At 30.8% G+C, this 15464-nt stretch carries 22 protein-coding genes and 1 riboswitch; of the genes, 21 read left to right on the forward strand and 1 reads right to left on the reverse strand.

All coding sequences use genetic code 11. From position 1 onward, the window contains the following. Position 1 precedes the first annotated feature (1 nt). The 9 genes from L6653_RS07040 to thiE all read left to right on the forward strand — a co-directional run bounded on the left by L6653_RS07040 (position 2) and on the right by thiE (position 6880). Positions 2-1342 carry a citrate synthase gene (locus L6653_RS07040; RefSeq protein ID WP_236786239.1) on the forward strand — a complete coding sequence of 447 codons (1341 nt, stop codon included), beginning with the start codon at positions 2-4 and terminating at the stop codon, positions 1340-1342. 45 nt (positions 1343-1387) lie between these two features. Beyond that, positions 1388-1753, forward strand: coding sequence for a hypothetical protein (locus L6653_RS07045; RefSeq protein ID WP_236786240.1), 366 nt, complete (start codon positions 1388-1390; stop codon positions 1751-1753). A gap of 36 nt (positions 1754-1789) precedes the next feature. Beyond that, positions 1790-1890: riboswitch (TPP riboswitch) on the forward strand. 314 nt (positions 1891-2204) lie between these two features. Beyond that, positions 2205-2402 (forward strand): sulfur carrier protein ThiS, encoded by a 198-nt coding sequence (thiS, locus tag L6653_RS07050; protein ID WP_236786242.1) that lies wholly within the window; start codon positions 2205-2207, stop codon positions 2400-2402. A gap of 1 nt (position 2403) precedes the next feature. After that, complete coding sequence (gene thiF / locus L6653_RS07055) at positions 2404-3018, forward strand: sulfur carrier protein ThiS adenylyltransferase ThiF (protein ID WP_236786244.1); 615 nt, start codon at positions 2404-2406, stop codon at positions 3016-3018. Continuing rightward, positions 3008-3772: a thiazole synthase gene (locus tag L6653_RS07060; protein ID WP_236786246.1), complete on the forward strand. Its 765-nt coding sequence runs from the start codon at positions 3008-3010 to the stop codon at positions 3770-3772. Before thiF ends, L6653_RS07060 begins: the two co-directional genes overlap by 11 nt. 1 nt (position 3773) lies before the next feature. Then, complete coding sequence (gene thiH, locus L6653_RS07065; RefSeq protein ID WP_236786248.1) at positions 3774-4928, forward strand: 2-iminoacetate synthase ThiH; 1155 nt, start codon at positions 3774-3776, stop codon at positions 4926-4928. A gap of 8 nt (positions 4929-4936) precedes the next feature. Beyond that, a complete protein-coding gene (gene thiW / locus L6653_RS07070) occupies positions 4937-5476 on the forward strand; it encodes an energy coupling factor transporter S component ThiW (protein ID WP_236786250.1) in 540 nt (179 codons plus the stop codon). Continuing rightward, positions 5451-6272: a hydroxyethylthiazole kinase gene (gene thiM, locus L6653_RS07075; protein ID WP_236786252.1), complete on the forward strand. Its 822-nt coding sequence runs from the start codon at positions 5451-5453 to the stop codon at positions 6270-6272. The genes thiW and thiM overlap by 26 nt, the downstream gene beginning before the upstream one ends. Further along, positions 6269-6880, forward strand: a complete 612-nt coding sequence (gene thiE / locus L6653_RS07080) for a thiamine phosphate synthase (RefSeq protein ID WP_236786254.1) — start codon at positions 6269-6271, stop codon at positions 6878-6880. Before thiM ends, thiE begins: the two co-directional genes overlap by 4 nt. Positions 6881-7264: 384 nt before the next feature. Here the strand turns inward: thiE and L6653_RS07085 are convergent, their stop codons facing one another. Continuing rightward, positions 7265-7771, reverse strand: coding sequence for a hypothetical protein (locus L6653_RS07085; protein ID WP_236786256.1), 507 nt, complete (start codon positions 7769-7771; stop codon positions 7265-7267). 198 nt (positions 7772-7969) lie between these two features. Between L6653_RS07085 and L6653_RS07090 the strand changes: the two genes are divergently transcribed. The 12 genes from L6653_RS07090 (at position 7970) to rplV (ending at position 15463) form a co-directional block, all read left to right on the forward strand. After that, complete coding sequence (locus L6653_RS07090; RefSeq protein WP_236786258.1) at positions 7970-8716, forward strand: acyl-CoA dehydratase activase; 747 nt, start codon at positions 7970-7972, stop codon at positions 8714-8716. Further along, entirely contained in the window at positions 8713-9450 is a 738-nt protein-coding gene (locus tag L6653_RS07095; protein ID WP_236786260.1) for a hypothetical protein, read from the forward strand. Before L6653_RS07090 ends, L6653_RS07095 begins: the two co-directional genes overlap by 4 nt. 1 nt (position 9451) lies before the next feature. Further along, positions 9452-10726 (forward strand): double-cubane-cluster-containing anaerobic reductase, encoded by a 1275-nt coding sequence (locus tag L6653_RS07100; RefSeq protein ID WP_236786261.1) that lies wholly within the window; start codon positions 9452-9454, stop codon positions 10724-10726. Then, positions 10726-10980 (forward strand): putative Se/S carrier protein, encoded by a 255-nt coding sequence (locus L6653_RS07105; RefSeq protein WP_236786263.1) that lies wholly within the window; start codon positions 10726-10728, stop codon positions 10978-10980. Before L6653_RS07100 ends, L6653_RS07105 begins: the two co-directional genes overlap by 1 nt. Before the next feature lie 82 nt (positions 10981-11062). Next, a complete protein-coding gene (locus L6653_RS07110) occupies positions 11063-11710 on the forward strand; it encodes a Crp/Fnr family transcriptional regulator (RefSeq protein WP_236786264.1) in 648 nt (215 codons plus the stop codon). Positions 11711-12029: 319 nt separating this feature from the next. After that, positions 12030-12338 carry a 30S ribosomal protein S10 gene (rpsJ, locus tag L6653_RS07115; protein WP_004815458.1) on the forward strand — a complete coding sequence of 103 codons (309 nt, stop codon included), beginning with the start codon at positions 12030-12032 and terminating at the stop codon, positions 12336-12338. A 65-nt stretch (positions 12339-12403) separates the two neighbouring features. Continuing rightward, entirely contained in the window at positions 12404-13033 is a 630-nt protein-coding gene (gene rplC / locus L6653_RS07120) for a 50S ribosomal protein L3 (RefSeq protein ID WP_236786266.1), read from the forward strand. Between the two features lie 13 nt (positions 13034-13046). After that, positions 13047-13670 carry a 50S ribosomal protein L4 gene (gene rplD, locus L6653_RS07125; protein WP_236786267.1) on the forward strand — a complete coding sequence of 208 codons (624 nt, stop codon included), beginning with the start codon at positions 13047-13049 and terminating at the stop codon, positions 13668-13670. Continuing rightward, positions 13670-13963 carry a 50S ribosomal protein L23 gene (gene rplW / locus L6653_RS07130; RefSeq protein WP_236786270.1) on the forward strand — a complete coding sequence of 98 codons (294 nt, stop codon included), beginning with the start codon at positions 13670-13672 and terminating at the stop codon, positions 13961-13963. The genes rplD and rplW overlap by 1 nt, the downstream gene beginning before the upstream one ends. Positions 13964-13974: 11 nt before the next feature. Beyond that, positions 13975-14808: a 50S ribosomal protein L2 gene (rplB, locus tag L6653_RS07135; protein ID WP_236786272.1), complete on the forward strand. Its 834-nt coding sequence runs from the start codon at positions 13975-13977 to the stop codon at positions 14806-14808. 9 nt (positions 14809-14817) lie between these two features. Beyond that, on the forward strand, positions 14818-15105 hold the full coding sequence (gene rpsS, locus L6653_RS07140; RefSeq protein ID WP_004838107.1) for a 30S ribosomal protein S19: 288 nt from the start codon (positions 14818-14820) through the stop codon (positions 15103-15105). A gap of 10 nt (positions 15106-15115) precedes the next feature. Next, a complete protein-coding gene (gene rplV, locus L6653_RS07145) occupies positions 15116-15463 on the forward strand; it encodes a 50S ribosomal protein L22 (protein ID WP_004838108.1) in 348 nt (115 codons plus the stop codon). Position 15464 lies beyond the last annotated feature (1 nt).

The following is a 15464-nucleotide window of genomic DNA, read 5'->3' on the forward strand; positions in this document are numbered from 1 at the left end:
GATGAACACAAAGAAATTAATAGACCTTTCTAAGGAAATAAAAAAAGAAAATACAATAGATAAAGATATTTATGATAAATTTTCCATAAAAAGAGGGCTTAGAAATAAAAATGGAACTGGAGTTTTGGTTGGAGTAACAAAAGTTGGTGATGTTTTTGGTTATAAAATTGAAAATGGAGAAAAAATACCAAAAGATGGGGAACTTTTTTATAGAGGATTTCCTTTAACCTGCATGGTCGCTGATTTTAATAAGACAAAAAGACTTGGCTTTGAAGAGATAATTTATCTTTTATTATTTAATAAACTTCCAAATAAATGTGACCTTGTGGATTTTAAAAATATCCTTGTTCAAGAAAGAAAGCTTCCAAACAAATTTTTTGAAGATACAATCTTAAATCTTCCGGGAAATAATATCATGAACATAATGATGAGATCAGTTCTTGCCCTTTATTCTTACGACGAAATGGCTGATTATACTGATACTTTAAATGTTTTGTCCCAATCACTTTCACTAATTTCAAAAATGCCCATGATTGCAATTTATTCCTACCAAGCAAAAATCCACAATTTTGACGGCAAATCCTTGATAATTCATAACCAAGATGAAAATAAATCAATTGCTGAAAATATACTTTCAATGTTAAGGGCGGACCAAAAATATAAAAAAGAAGAGGCAGAAATTTTGGATTTATTATTAATAATTCACGCCGAACACGGAGGAGGAAACAATTCAGCCTTTGCAACCCACGTTGTTTCATCATCAGGAACTGATACATATTCTGCAATTTCCACAGGACTTGGCTCACTTAAAGGACCAAGACATGGAGGAGCAAATTTAAAAGTTAGCCTTATGCTTGAAAATATTAGGGAAAATTTGAAAAATACAAAAGATGAAAAAGAAATTAGAAAATATTTGGAGAAAATTTTGGACAAAAAGGCCTTTGATAAAAAGGGTTTGATTTATGGTTTGGGCCATGCAGTCTATACCCTTTCAGATCCAAGGGCGGTTTTGTTAAAAGAAAAAGCAAGGGAGCTTTCAAAAATTAAAAATTGCGAAAAAGATTTTGAATTTATAGAAAAAATCGAAAAAATTGGTGGAGAAATTTTGATGGAAAGATTAAATAAATCCTATCCAATTTGTGCAAATGTAGATTTATATTCGGGATTTTGCTATGAAATGCTAGATATACCAAAAGATTTATATATTCCAATTTTTGCCATAGCAAGAACAGTCGGCTGGTCAGCTCACAGACTTGAACAAATTGAAGATTCAAAAATAATAAGACCAGCCTACAAATCTTTAAGTCAAACAAAAAAATATTTATCAATGGATGAAAGGTGATTTGTCCCAAATCTTGAAAGATGATATTCTAAAGGGGGAGGGAAGATGAATATTTTAAAAAATTATTTTAAATTTATATTAAAACAAGATGTAGATTCTAAAAATTCTTCAAAGTCTTTTATCCTTGTTAGAATATTATCTTTTATAATTGCAGGATTTTTTACTTGGGGACTTTATTATTTATTAGATAGGTACAAGCTTAATATTTTTGTAAAATATCTAATCTTAATTTATGCAAGTCTAGCATTTTTTACAACCCTACCTTGTAAAACTATTCAAATGAGAGAAGATGAAAATAAATTAAGTTCATGGATTCCAAATTTTGGATTTTATAATAGTCTAGCGACTTTAATTTCGCCTATTTATTTATTCAAATACTGTAAGGCTCTTCAAAAAAATAAGGAAAATTAAAAAAATTTTGCAAATTAAATAAATTTGTCCTATAATAAAAATAGCTAGGGGTGCTTTTTAGCTGAGAGATGGATTTCCATTAACCCTTTAAACTTGATTAGGTTAAAACCTGCGTAAGAAAGCGATAATTTTTTAAAAGAAGTTTAAAGACCCTAGTGAAGGGTCTTTTATGATGACTAAATAAAAGAATATCCCATTTCGACCGAACGTAGTGAGCGGAGAAATCTAAGGAGATCTCTCCACTCCCTTTGGTCGGTCGAGATGGGTTGGAGCTTATTTAATTTTAAATTTATTTTAATTATTAAAAATAAATTCTGTCGATTCTTTGAGACCCTAGTTAAGGGTCTTTTTTTGATCCTAAAAATGTCTATTTATCTATGTGTCGAACACAAATGGGGCATACCACCTCGGGTATGGTTTCTATTTGTGTTCTTTTTTTTAGGAGGTGAATATGGTTTTAATAAATGGCAAGGAAGTGAAAATTGAAAATGAAATTTCCTTGTATGAATTTTTAAAAGAAAATAAATTTGATCCTCAGTTTGTGGCTGTTGAAGTAAACGAAGAACTTGTAAAAAGAGAAAATTTCAAAAATTTTCTTGTAAAAGACGGCTATAAGGTGGAAGTTTTTTCCTTTGTTGGAGGGGGTTGATTTGGATTTAAGAGATAAAATTTTAAAAAGACAAAATAAAAATGACAATCAAATATTTGAAAAAGCAAAAGTTTCGATTTTAGGTTGTGGAGGACTTGGCTCAAATGTTGCCATGATTTTGGCAAGAGCAGGAGTTGGAGAAATTTTCATCTATGATTTTGACAAGGTTGAATATTCAAACTTAAACAGGCAAAATTATAAAATTTCTGATATCGGCAAAGAAAAAGTCCTTGCAACAAAAAAAATAATCGCAGAAACCATCCCCTATACAAAAATTCATGCAAAAAATATGTTTTTGGATGAAAAAAATATGGATGAAATTGTAGAAAATACAGATTATTTTATTGAAGCTTTTGATAATAAAGAGTCCAAGGTCATGGCATTTGATTATTTTTCAAAAAAGGAAAATAAATTTCTTTTTACTGCATCGGGCATGGCAGGACTTGGGGATATTTCAGATATTAAGGTAAAAAAAATAAATAATATTACCATGCTTGGAGATTTTAAATCTGATGCAAAAAAAGATGGCCTTTATCTTGCCTATGTATCAATTATGGCAAGCCTTGAGGCACTTGAGTGTTTGAAAAAAATAAGGAAGGATTATTATGGAAGATAAATTTATACTAGGTGGCAAGGAATTTAATTCAAGATTTATTCTTGGTAGTGGGAAATATTCTGTTGAATTAATTGATGCTGCTGTAAAAAACGCAGAATGTGAAATGATTACGGTTGCCCTAAGACGAGCAAATACAAAAGATGTGGCAAATATTTTAAATTATATACCAAAACACGTTACAATTATTCCAAATACTTCTGGAGCAAGAAATGCCGATGAAGCAATTAGAATTGCAAGACTTGCAAGGGAAATGGGTTGTGGAAATTTTGTAAAAATTGAAATTATGAGAGATAGCAAATATCTTTTGCCAGATAATGAAGAGACTTTGAAGGCTACAAAAATTTTGGCTGATGAAGGATTTATTGTTCTTCCTTATATGTATCCAGATTTAAATTATGCAAGAGATTTAAGAGATGCGGGAGCTGATGCAATAATGCCGCTTGCTGCTCCAATTGGATCTAATAAGGGCCTTGTTACAAAAGAATTTATAAAAATAATTATTGATGAAGTTGACCTTCCAGTTATTGTTGATGCAGGAATTGGACTTCCAAGTCAAGCCGCAGAGGCAATGGAAATGGGAGCGGCTGCAATTATGGCAAATACAGGAATTGCAAGTGCATCTGATATTACAATGATGGCAAGAGCCTTTAAACTTGGAATTGAAGCAGGTCGTCTTGCAAGACTTTCAAAACCAGGCAGAGTTTTAGAATCTGGTGCTGATCCATCATCACCATTAAGGGATTTTTTTGATTAATATGAATATAAAAAAAGTTACAGATTATTTTCCAGAAATGGATATAATTGATTCTCATATAAAAACCGAAGTTTTAGATGATTACGAAAAAATTAAAAATAAAAATGTAAGTGATGCTGATATCATTGCGAGTTTAGAAAAAGAAAGATTAAGTGAGGAAGATTTTTACAATCTTTTATCCGATAAGGCTCTTTCTCATTTGGAAAAAATGGGAGATCTTGCAAAAGATAAAAGAGTAAGATATTTTGGAAATAATGTTTGTCTTTTCTCACCAATTTATATAGCAAATTATTGTGAAAATTCTTGTAGGTATTGCGGATTTAGGGCAAAATCCGATATAAAAAGGGCAAAATTAAATTTTGAAGAGATTGAAGAAGAAATGAAGGCCCTAGCTGAAACAGGCATAGAAGATGTTTTAATTTTAACAGGAGAAAGTCAAAAATTTTCATCAGTAGAATATATTGCAAAAGCTTGTGAAATTGCCAAAAAATATTTTAAAACAATAGGAATAGAAGTTTATCCTGCAAATGTAGATGATTATAAAAAATTAAAAGAAGCAGGAGCAGATTTTGTTACAGTTTTCCAAGAATCATACAATCCAAAAACTTATGATTTTTACCACCCTTACGGTCACAAAAGATCTTGGGTTTACAGGATCGATACCCAAGAAAGGGCAATGATGGCAGGATTTAGGGGAGTCGGATTTGGAACTTTATTTGGATTAAATGATCCGATAGAAGAAGCCTTTAAACTAGGTCTTCACGCTCAAAAAATTCAAAAAAAATATCCTCACGCAGAAATCGCAATTTCTCTTCCAAGGATAAGACCAACTCATGGGGCAGATGAACTTAAATTTTTTGAAGTAAATGATAAGAAATTTTTCCAAATTATGCTTGCCCTAAGATTATTTTTGCCATTTGCATCAATAACACTTTCAACAAGAGAAGACCGTGAATTTAGAAATTTAGCAGTAAAATATGCAGCAACAAAAATTTCTGCATCAGTAGATACATCAATAGGCCACAGGTCCAAAAAATCTCAAGACGAAGGGGACGAACAATTTGAAATTGCAGACAATAGGTCTTGTGAAGATGCAATAAAAGATTTAAAATCAATAGGCATGAGTCCAGTTTTTACAGACTATATTAATGTTTAGGAGAGTTTATGAGAAAAAATAATTCCCTTCTTGTTTTATTGACTTTATCAATGTTTGTTACAATTGGAGTTGTTATTTCGCCAATTTTAAGATTTGAAGGTTTTGCTCCGACGGCCCATTTTGTAAATATTGTTTGCTCAGTATTTTTGGGCCCCTGGTATTCACTTTTAAATGGAATAATAACTGCATTTTTAAGGATGAGCCTTCTAGGAATTCCTCCTCTTGCCATAACAGGGCAAGTTTTTGGGGCGGTTTTGTCTGGGATTTTTTATAGAAAATCAAAAGGTAATTTATTTGCGGCAGTACTTGGAGAAATTTTTGGAACAGGAGTGATTGGAGCTCTTGTTTCCTATCCAGTAATGAAATTATTTTATGGTACTGGAAAAATCACCTGGTATTTTTATCTTCCTTCCTTTATAATAGCTACAATTATTGGAGGAAGCCTTGCCTATATTTTCCTAAAAACTTTGCAAAAATCTAAAGTTTTATATCAAATTCAAAAAAAACTTGGAGTAAATGTTTATGATAAATCTGAAAAAGATTCTTGAAAATAGGGAATTAGTAAAAGAAAAATCTCCCTTGATTCATGCAATTACAAATCCAATTGCCATAAATATGGTTGCAAATGCGATTTTATTTCAAGGTGCAAAGGCGATTTGTGCCGAGCATCCAGATGAGATGGAAGATATTGTAAAAAAATCCGATTCACTTTCTGTTAATCTTGGAAATATTACAGATTCAAGGATAAAATCAATAGAAAAGGCTGTAAAATTTGCAAACGAAAAAAATATCCCTGTGATAATTGACCTAGTTGGAATTGGAGTTAGTAAATTAAGATTTGATTTTGCAAAAAAACTTTTAGAAAACTATAAATTTTCTCTAATAAAGGGGAATGGATCTGAAATTATGGCTTTAAGCGGAAATCAATCAGGCGCCAAGGGAGTTGATGTTGGAGATAAGGATAAGCTAGAAGGTGAAAATATTAAAAAATTCATTAAAATTTCAAAAGTTCTTTCACAAAAATATCAAACAAGAGTTTTGGTTACAGGAAAAACTGATATTTTAGTTGGTGAAAATAAATATTTTCTAATAGAAAATGGCTGTGAAAATCTTTCGAAAATTACAGCCACAGGTTGTATGCTCACAAGCTTGATTTCAACCTTTTTATCAGTTTGTGATCCAATCGAAGCTTCAATTTTGGGACTTTTGATTTTAGAAATTTCAGGAGAAATTTCTGATACAAATAAGCCTTACAGTTTTTTTGTAAATTTAATGGATAATATTTCTGAAATTAAAAACGATGAAATCATAAAAAGAGCAAAAATAAGAGAGGGAAAATTTTGAAAAAACTATATTTGGTTACAAATTCAGATAAATATACTGAAGAAGAATTTTTAAAAAGAATTGAAGATGCCCTAAAAGGTGGAGTTGATATCCTTCAATTAAGAGAAAAAGAAAAAACAGACCTTGAGATTTTAAATTTAGGGAAAAAAGTTAAAAAAATCTGTGATAAATATAAAGTTTCAATGTTAATTGACGATAAGCCTCATCTTGCCTGGGCACTTGGTTGTGGAGTACACGTCGGCGCAGATGATTTTCCAATTTCACTTTGTAGAAAACTTTTGGGAAAAGATGCAATTATTGGGGCTACTGCAAAATCAGTGGAAGCTGCAAAAAAAGCCCAAGATGAAGGAGCAAATTATTTGGGAGTTGGGGCGATTTTTGAAACAAAAACTCACGTAAAAACCAAAAGAACATCGGTTGAAACTTTCAAAAAAATAAAAGAGGCTGTGGATATCGATGTATATGCAATAGGTGGCTTAAATATTGAAAATGTAGAAATATTAAAAAATTCGAATACTGACGGAGTTTGCGTAGTAAGAGCAATAATGGACGCAAAAGACGTCTACCAAACAAGCCTTGATTTGAAAGAAAAAATTCAAGAATTATAGGATATAAAATAAATTTAAAAAAAATTAGGAATTAAAAAATATCCAATAATTACCCATCTCGACTGAGTGAAGCGAGCGGAGAGATCTCAAAGAATAAGTAAATTTACAAGCTAAATAAAACTCAAGAGATCTCTCGACATTGCTCGAGATGGGTAATTTTTTATGAAAATGATGACTAAAGAAAAAAATATTTTAGGTTTAATCATAAAAATTTGAAAATAATCAAAAAATAAAAAATCATAATCAAATTTAAACTTTAGTAATAAAAAACATCTATAAATAACCCATCTCGACCGACCATAGGGAGTGGAGAGATCTCTTTATTAATTAAGTCAAAAATTTAAATTTATTCGAAGAAATACCTGCAAAAATATATTTCCAAACTTATTTTTTATTTACAAAATCAAGCAAAATATTATCTATCGATTCAACTTCTATATATTTTATTTCTTTAATATCAATTTCAAACTCATCGTAAATTTCACCAGAGTTTTGGTCTACTGCATCAATTACGGCAAAATCATCTATGATATCTCTTACATAACCACAAATCAATTCGTAATAATCCAAATTTTTTCCCAAATTTATTATTTTTCCGTTTTCCTTGGCATATTTTACTATATTATAAAAATCAGGCTTATTTTTAAAAACTTCGCTGTCAGATTTTCCTATGCTTATTGATTTCCAATATTCATTGTAAATCTTTAATTTTTTCAAAAAATCTGACTTTTCTTTTATTTCTACCAAATCTTTTGAAATTAAGGTATATCCATCAAATCTTCCTTGGTCATCAAGGTTATTTATTAAAATTTTTCCCTTATCTTCATATAATAAAAATCCATAGGCAAAGGATGAATTTTCATTTAAAAGTTCAACTAATTTATTTTCCATAAGTCCCCCTTTTTTATTTTATTATACTAAATGTAGGCAAAATAAAAAGTGGAAAAATCCTGCTTTATGATTTATTACAAGGTGGATTTACATTTAAAAAATTGCAAATAAAAATTTAAAATCATTTGTGAAAAAATAAATTTGAAATTTTGAAATGGATTTCATCATATGTTATCATGTAATATAAGAGAGGTTAATATGTATTATATTGGAATAGATATTGGATCAACAGCTAGTAAATATGTTGTCTTAAATAATGAAAAAAATGAAATACTTTACAAAGAAGTTATAAGCAGTGGATGGAACAGTAAGGAAACTGGTAGAAAAATAATAAAAAAATTAGGAAATTTGGGTTATGACAGAAAGGAAAGTCACATTACTGCTACAGGTTATGGAAGAATTGCTGTAGATTTTGCTGATAAGGTTATCACAGAAATTACCGCCCACGGCAAGGGAGCACATTTTTTGGGATCAAAAGATAGGACCGTAATTGATATTGGAGGACAAGATACAAAAATAATTGTTCAAAATGAAGATAGGGTTGTGGATTTTTTGATGAATGATAAGTGTTCGGCTGGAACTGGGAAATTTTTGGAAGTTATGGCAAATAGGCTTGGTCTTGATTTGAATGAATTTTTCCAAATGGCAAAAAATGGCAAAGACATAGAACTTTCTTCAACTTGTACGGTTTTTGCAGAATCTGAAGTTGTTTCTTTGATGGGAAAAGGAACAAAAAGAGAAGATATAGCAAGTGGAGTTATAAATTCAATAGTTTCAAAAGTTTCAAAACTTGCTCAAAAAAAATCTGATGACGGATATTTTCTTACTGGAGGTTTTTCTAATAATGAATATATAATGAAATCTTTGGAAGAAAAGCTTGATGGAGATGTTCAAAGTCACCCTGATGGAAGATTTGCTGGAGCGATTGGAGCTGCTATTTTATGAAAACCAAACTAGAAGATTTCAGAAGAGCTGCCTATGTGGATGCAATTTATGCAAAAATGGAAAAAGACAATGTAGTAGGAGTTTTTTCCGATAAAGTTGAGGCACTTTTGATCTCTTACGGTTTTATTGTCTATCCAATTATTGGCTTAGACAGCTACATATTTGAATATTTTAATTTGGATAATATTTGTGATCCAATAAATTCTACAATTGCCTATCTAAAAACTAAAAAATGCCCCCTCATATATTCCTCAAAATTTTTTGTGGTTGATTCTTATTGCGATAAATTCAATAAATTTTTGATAGAAAATACTGACAAGGATGTGGTTTTTGAAAATGACCTAAAATCATATCTTGAAAATCTTGATGGCATAAAATTTGATGAAAAAATTTATAAAGAAAGTCAGAAAAAACTTGGGAAAATTAAAAATTTATTGGAAGATTTAGAAGAAACTAGCATTAGTGGGGACTTGCTTTTTAAATTAGAATTTTACATAAGATTTATCAAAGATTTGGATGAAAGAATTTCTTTTCTTGAAAAAATAAGGACCAAATACGATAAGAAAAAAACTGAGAGAAAAATTATAAAAGCAACTTGTTCCTATGTAGTAAGCGATATTATTGATAAAAAAATTTGTGAAGATTATAAAATTGTAAGGTCAAAAAATCCTGATTTTACTTTTAAAAAATGTATATACGAGGCGGATGAAATCTTAACATACAAGGAGAAATAATATGGATAAAAATCATAAAATGTGGGACGATTTGAGTATGGATCTTGATAAGCACGATTTATTGTGCGAGGCTTTGCCACAAGCTTTTGGAGATGTTTTTTTATCACAAGAAAACAGACCAGAAAAAATGGATTATTTTAACGCAGTTGCTGCAGATATTCATGGGGCAAGACCATCAGAATTGATTGAAGCTCAAAAAAATGGACAAAAAGTTATAGGAAGTTTTTGTATCCACGTTCCAGAAGAAGTTGTTTGGGCAGCAAACGGAATTTCTACAGGACTTTGCTCAGGATCACAATTTTGGGTTCCAGGTGGAGAGAAAAAATTACCAACAGCAACTTGTCCTTTGATAAAAGCATCACTTGGTGCAAGATTTGACAGAACTTGTCCATTTTTTAGGATAGCAGATTTATTTGTTGGAGAAACAACTTGTGACGGCAAGAAAAAAGCTTGGGAAATTTTGGCAGAAGATGCTCCAATGTATATAATGGATATCCCACAAATGAAAAGGGACGAAGATTTCGAAAAATGGGAAAGAGAAATCAAATTATATATAGATAGGATTGAAGAATTAACAGGAAATAAAATCACAGAGGAAAGCCTACACGATGCAATTGTTATGATAAATAACAAAAGACGTGCTATGCAAAGACTTTACGATTTTAGGAAACTTGACAATGTTCCAATTTCAGGAAGAGATACCCTTCTTATAACACAAATTTCATTTTTCGATGATCCAGTAAGATTTACACAAAAAGTAAATGAACTTTGTGATGAACTTGACCAAAGAGTTAAGGAAAATGTAAATGTATTTGAAAAAGGAACAAAAAGGATTCTTCTTACAGGAACTCCACTTTCAATTCCAAACTGGAAATTGCACCAAATAATCGAAACAAATGGTGGAGCAGTTGTTGGGGAAGAATTGTGTACTGGAATTAGATATATAGAAAATCCAGTAGACGAAACCAAGGGAGATTTAGATACAGAAGTTAAAAATCTTGCAAAAAGATATTTGGGCAGCATAAATTGTGCTTGCTTTACACCAAACACATCAAGAATTGATGATATAATAAGACTTTATCACGAATACAATGCCGACGGAGTAATAGATATCAACCTTAAATTCTGTAATATTTACGATACAGAAGGATATTTCGTAGAAAAAAGATTAAAAGAAGAAAATATTCCATGTATTGGAATAGAAACTGACTATACAGACGAAGATGCAGAACAATTAAAAACAAGAATTGGTGCATTTATAGAAATGCTTGACTAATGAAATATTTTATCCTAGTAGAAAATGCAAGCATAGCCACAAATTTATTGGAAATCTTGAGAGATGAAAAAATAAAAGCAACCCTTGCACCAACACCAAGAGAGGCAAGCCATGCTTGTGGCGTTTCAGTTTACGTATATAATAAGGAAGATATTGAAAAAATTGAGCCATTGGCAAAAGAAAATAATATAAAAATTGATGAAATTTATAAATCAGGATTAGATTTTGATACAAAAAGAAATAAATTTCTATAAACAAAGTGGTGAGGAAAAATCCCTCATCACTTTTAAATTTGAAAAAAATTAAAATGATATATAATTTAAATAGAGGTGGAAAATGAATTTAAGACAAATAACAATTTTTAAAAATTTATCAGAAAAAGATTTAGAAATTTTAAAAGAAAACATAAAAGTCGAAGAAAAAATATATGAAAAAGGATCCTATATTTTTAACCAAGGAGATATAAAAAAAGACCTATATTTTCTAGAAGAAGGCTCAATACTAGTTGCAAAATTTGACCCAAATGGCAAAAGATCAATAATTCAAACATTCAATCAAAAAGCAATATTCGGAGAAGTCTACGCCTATCTTGAAGAAGCTTACGATTTTTCAGCATATGTTCAAAAAAAATCAAAATTAATAATAATAAAAGACTTTAGAAAATTAATAAACGAATCGATGCCAAAATCCTTTTTGATAAATTATATAGATTTAATAAGCAAGAAATGCCTAATATTAAGCCAAAAAAATCAAATAACCAACCAATTTACCCTAAGACAAAAAATTTCGAATTTCTTATTAATAGAAGAAAAAGATGGAAAAGTAATTTTAGACCAAACAAGAGAAGAACTAGCAGATTTTCTAGCAACGACAAGACCATCACTTTCAAGGGAATTATCAAATATGGCGGATGAAAATATTATAAAAATTAAAGGTAGAGAAATTTATATTTTAGAAAAAGAAAGTTTAAAAGATATACTATAGAAAACTTTCCTTTATATATAGTAAGAAATAGTAAGAAAATTTTTAAAAAACTTGAAAGATTTTTAAAAAAAATATATAAATGAACAGATTGATACAAAAATTGAAAAGAAGATTTCTTAAATTTAAAAAACTTGTTAAATTTACTTGATTTTTCTTATGATTTGTTGTATCATATTTAAGTGCTATGAAGTGGGAGGTTGCTTTCACACTTAAGCCAGATGTGGAAGGTAATTTCCACCAAGCAAGCTAGAGAATAATCTCTAGTGCTTTCCAAATATAATTAAACGCCCGGTAGGGTGGCACATCAAAAGGAGGAAAAATGGCTAATCAAAAGATAAGAATTAGACTAAGAGCATATGATCATGAAATAATTGACAGCTCTGCAGAGAAAATCGTTGAAGCGGTAAAAAGATCAGGAGCAAAAGTAAGTGGACCAATTCCATTACCAACTGAAAAAGAAGTTATAACAATTCTTCGTGCGGTTCACAAATACAAAGACTCAAGAGAACAGTTTGAACAAAGAACACACAAAAGATTAATCGACATCATTGGACCAAATGCAAAAACTTTAGATTCTTTAAAGAAACTAAATTTACCAGCTGGTGTTGACATTGAAATAAAACTGTAATTAGAATGATTGAAGGTTTTCCAAATAATTTTGGATCAATCCGCTGTAATTAAGGAGGTACTCAAATGAAGAGTATATTTACAACAAAAGTAGGCATGACTCAAGTCATTGATGAAGATGGTGTTGTTACACCTGTAACTGTACTTAAGGCTGATGAGAACGTAATTGTTCAAGTTAAATCAGAAGAAGTTGATGGTTACAACTCAATTCAAATCGGTTATCATGACAAAAAAGAAAAAAATGTTAAAAAACCTATCAAAGGACACTTTGACAAGGCTGGTGCTTCTTACAAAAGATTTTTAAAAGAAGTTAGACTTGATGAAAAATCCGAATTAAATCCTGGAGATACACTTAGTGTTGATCAATTTGAAGAAGGAGAATTGGTAGATATTACTGCTATTTCAAAAGGAAAAGGAACACAAGGTGCTATCAAAAGATGGAACTACGGAAGAGGACCAGCAAGCCACGGTTCTAAATCACACAGAGTAGCAGGTGCAAGAGCAGCAGGTTCTGATCCAGCTAGAGTGTTCAAAGGTAGAAAAGGCTCTGGAAAAATGGGAAATGAACGTGTAACAGTTCAAAACCTAAAAGTTGTTAAAGTAAATACTGAAGACAGCTACATCCTAGTTAAAGGCGCAGTTCCAGGACCAAAAGGTGGACTTGTTCAAGTTAAACAAGCAATCAAGAGCCTATAATAAGGAGGAATAAATGCCTAAGGTAGAAGTTTTAAATATTAAAGGAGAAAATGTTGGTGAAATCGAGTTAAATGAAACTCTTTTTGCAGCAGAAATTGCTGAAACAGCTGTTTATGATACAGTTAAAAACCAACTAGCTAATAAAAGACAAGGCACACAATCCGCTAAGACTCGTGCAGAAGTAAGAGGTGGTGGAAGAAAGCCATTTAGACAAAAAGGAACAGGTAGAGCTAGACAAGGATCTATAAGAGCACCTCACTATACAGGTGGTGGAATTGTATTTGCACCAAAGCCAAGAGACTATAGCTACAAAATTCCTAAGAAAATGAGAAGAAAAGCTCTTTACTCAGTTTTAACTTCAAAAGTAAATGAAAATGAATTAATCGTACTTGATGAATTAAAACTTGACTCATACAAAACAAAAGAAGCTAATAAAATTTTAAATAACATTAATGCAGACAAAAAAGCATATGTTGTTATTGCTGAAAATGATGATAAAGTTTATAGATCATTTAGAAATATTGAAGGATGTAATGTTGAAAAAGCAAACTTAATCAATGTATATGATCTTTTAAGACACGACAAACTTGTTATCACAAAAGATGCAATAAATAAACTTGAGGAGGTATTTATATAATGAAATCACCTTACGATATAGTAAAAAGACCAATAATTACTGAAAAAAGTATGGAATTAATTGAAGAAAATAAATACACTTTTGAAGTAGACAAAAATGCAAACAAAGCAGAAATCAAACACGCAATCGAAGCTATCTTTGAAGGAGTAAAGGTTAAAAAAGTTAGGACATTAAACTTTACTGGTAAAAAAGTTAGAACTAGATATGGTTATGGTAAAAAAGCTGATTGGAAAAAAGCTTATGTTACATTAACTGAAGATTCTGAAGCAATTGAATACTTCGACGGAATGTAGGGAGGATTTAAATGCCTATAAGAAAATTAAAACCAACATCAAACGGACACAGAAATATGTCTGTTATGACATACAGTGAAATTACAAAAAAAGCACCAGAAAAATCTTTAACAACTGATTTAAGAAAATCAGGCGGAAGAAACAACACTGGTAGAATAACAGTTCGCCATAGAGGTGGTGGAGCTAAAAGAAAATATAGAATCATTGATTTCAAAAGAAACAAAGATAATATACCAGCTAGAGTAAAAGCTATTGAATATGATCCAAACAGATCAGCAAACATTGCTCTTTTAGCTTATGCTGATGGAGAAAAAAGATATATACTTGCTCCAAGAAATTTAAAGGTTGGAGATATAGTTGAAAGTGGAAAAGAAGCTGATATCAAACCAGGTAATGCACTTGAATTAAAAGATATTCCAGTAGGTACACAAATCCACAATATCGAACTTAAAGCAGGAAGAGGAGCAATTCTTGTAAGAAGTGCAGGAGTTTCTGCTCAACTTATGGCTAAAGAAGGAAGATTTGCAACAGTAAAATTACCAAGTGGTGAAACAAGACTAATCCACAATGATTGTAAAGCTACAATCGGAATGGTTGGAAACATTGAACACGAATTAGTAAGAGTTGGTAAAGCTGGAAAAACAAGATACATGGGACAAAGACCACACGTAAGAGGATCAGCAATGAACCCAGTAGACCATCCACACGGTGGTGGTGAAGGAAGAACTCCAGTAGGAAGACCAGCACCATCAACACCATGGGGTAAACCAGCACTTGGTCTTAAAACAAGAAGAAAGAAAAATAAATCTTCTAAATATATAGTAAGAAGAAGAAACGAAAAATAGGGGGATTTAATGGCTAGATCACTAAAAAAAGGACCTTTTGTCGATGAACATTTAATGAAAAAAATTGAAGCATTAAATGAAAAAAATGACAAAAAGGTAGTTAAAACTTGGTCAAGACGTTCTACAATATTTCCTGAATTTGTAGAACATACTATAGCAGTTCACGACGGTAGAAAACATGTTCCAATATATATAACAGAAGATATGGTTGGACATAAACTTGGAGAGTTCGTTCCAACAAGAACTTTCAAAGGTCATGCTAAAAAAGCAACTGAAATGAAATCAAAATTAAGTTAGGAGAGTATAAATGGAAGTAAAAGCAACAGCTAAATATGTAAGAATATCTCCTCTTAAAGTTAATTATATATGTAGAGAAATTAGAGGTAAACAAGTAGATGAAGCACTTAATATTTTAAGATTTACAAATAAAAAAGGTGCTAGACTACTTTCAGATGTACTAAAAAGTGCAATAGCAAATGCAGAAAACAATAACGGATTATCTAGAGAAAATCTTATTGTTAAAAAAGCCTTCGCAAACGACGCTCCAACTATGAAAAGATGGAGACCTAAGGCAAAGGGTGCAGCTTATCCAATCCTTAAGAGATCATCTCACATAGGCGTAGTTCTTACACAAGAAGAAGTAGAGGAGGCATAAT

It is taken from the genome of Anaerococcus ihuae (genome assembly GCF_928368155.1).
Classification (GTDB): Bacteria; Bacillota; Clostridia; order Tissierellales; family Peptoniphilaceae; genus Anaerococcus; species Anaerococcus ihuae.

Bases quoted from the DNA above. Each gene is read 5' to 3' on its own strand.
- L6653_RS07085 (WP_236786256.1), bottom strand. From the start codon at position 7,771: ATGGAAAATAAATTAGTTGAACTTTTAAATGAAAATTCATCCTTTGCC.
- L6653_RS07105 (WP_236786263.1), top strand. From the start codon at position 10,726: ATGAAATATTTTATCCTAGTAGAAAATGCAAGCATAGCCACAAATTTA.
- rpsJ (WP_004815458.1), top strand. From the start codon at position 12,030: ATGGCTAATCAAAAGATAAGAATTAGACTAAGAGCATATGATCATGAA.
- rpsS (WP_004838107.1), top strand. From the start codon at position 14,818: ATGGCTAGATCACTAAAAAAAGGACCTTTTGTCGATGAACATTTAATG.
- rplC (WP_236786266.1), top strand. From the start codon at position 12,404: ATGAAGAGTATATTTACAACAAAAGTAGGCATGACTCAAGTCATTGAT.
- thiM (WP_236786252.1), top strand. From the start codon at position 5,451: ATGATAAATCTGAAAAAGATTCTTGAAAATAGGGAATTAGTAAAAGAA.
- rplD (WP_236786267.1), top strand. From the start codon at position 13,047: ATGCCTAAGGTAGAAGTTTTAAATATTAAAGGAGAAAATGTTGGTGAA.
- rplW (WP_236786270.1), top strand. From the start codon at position 13,670: ATGAAATCACCTTACGATATAGTAAAAAGACCAATAATTACTGAAAAA.
- L6653_RS07090 (WP_236786258.1), top strand. From the start codon at position 7,970: ATGTATTATATTGGAATAGATATTGGATCAACAGCTAGTAAATATGTT.
- thiH (WP_236786248.1), top strand. From the start codon at position 3,774: ATGAATATAAAAAAAGTTACAGATTATTTTCCAGAAATGGATATAATT.
- thiW (WP_236786250.1), top strand. From the start codon at position 4,937: ATGAGAAAAAATAATTCCCTTCTTGTTTTATTGACTTTATCAATGTTT.
- L6653_RS07110 (WP_236786264.1), top strand. From the start codon at position 11,063: ATGAATTTAAGACAAATAACAATTTTTAAAAATTTATCAGAAAAAGAT.
- L6653_RS07095 (WP_236786260.1), top strand. From the start codon at position 8,713: ATGAAAACCAAACTAGAAGATTTCAGAAGAGCTGCCTATGTGGATGCA.
- L6653_RS07045 (WP_236786240.1), top strand. From the start codon at position 1,388: ATGAATATTTTAAAAAATTATTTTAAATTTATATTAAAACAAGATGTA.
- L6653_RS07060 (WP_236786246.1), top strand. From the start codon at position 3,008: ATGGAAGATAAATTTATACTAGGTGGCAAGGAATTTAATTCAAGATTT.
- L6653_RS07100 (WP_236786261.1), top strand. From the start codon at position 9,452: ATGGATAAAAATCATAAAATGTGGGACGATTTGAGTATGGATCTTGAT.
- rplB (WP_236786272.1), top strand. From the start codon at position 13,975: ATGCCTATAAGAAAATTAAAACCAACATCAAACGGACACAGAAATATG.
- thiS (WP_236786242.1), top strand. From the start codon at position 2,205: ATGGTTTTAATAAATGGCAAGGAAGTGAAAATTGAAAATGAAATTTCC.
- L6653_RS07040 (WP_236786239.1), top strand. From the start codon at position 2: ATGAACACAAAGAAATTAATAGACCTTTCTAAGGAAATAAAAAAAGAA.
- rplV (WP_004838108.1), top strand. From the start codon at position 15,116: ATGGAAGTAAAAGCAACAGCTAAATATGTAAGAATATCTCCTCTTAAA.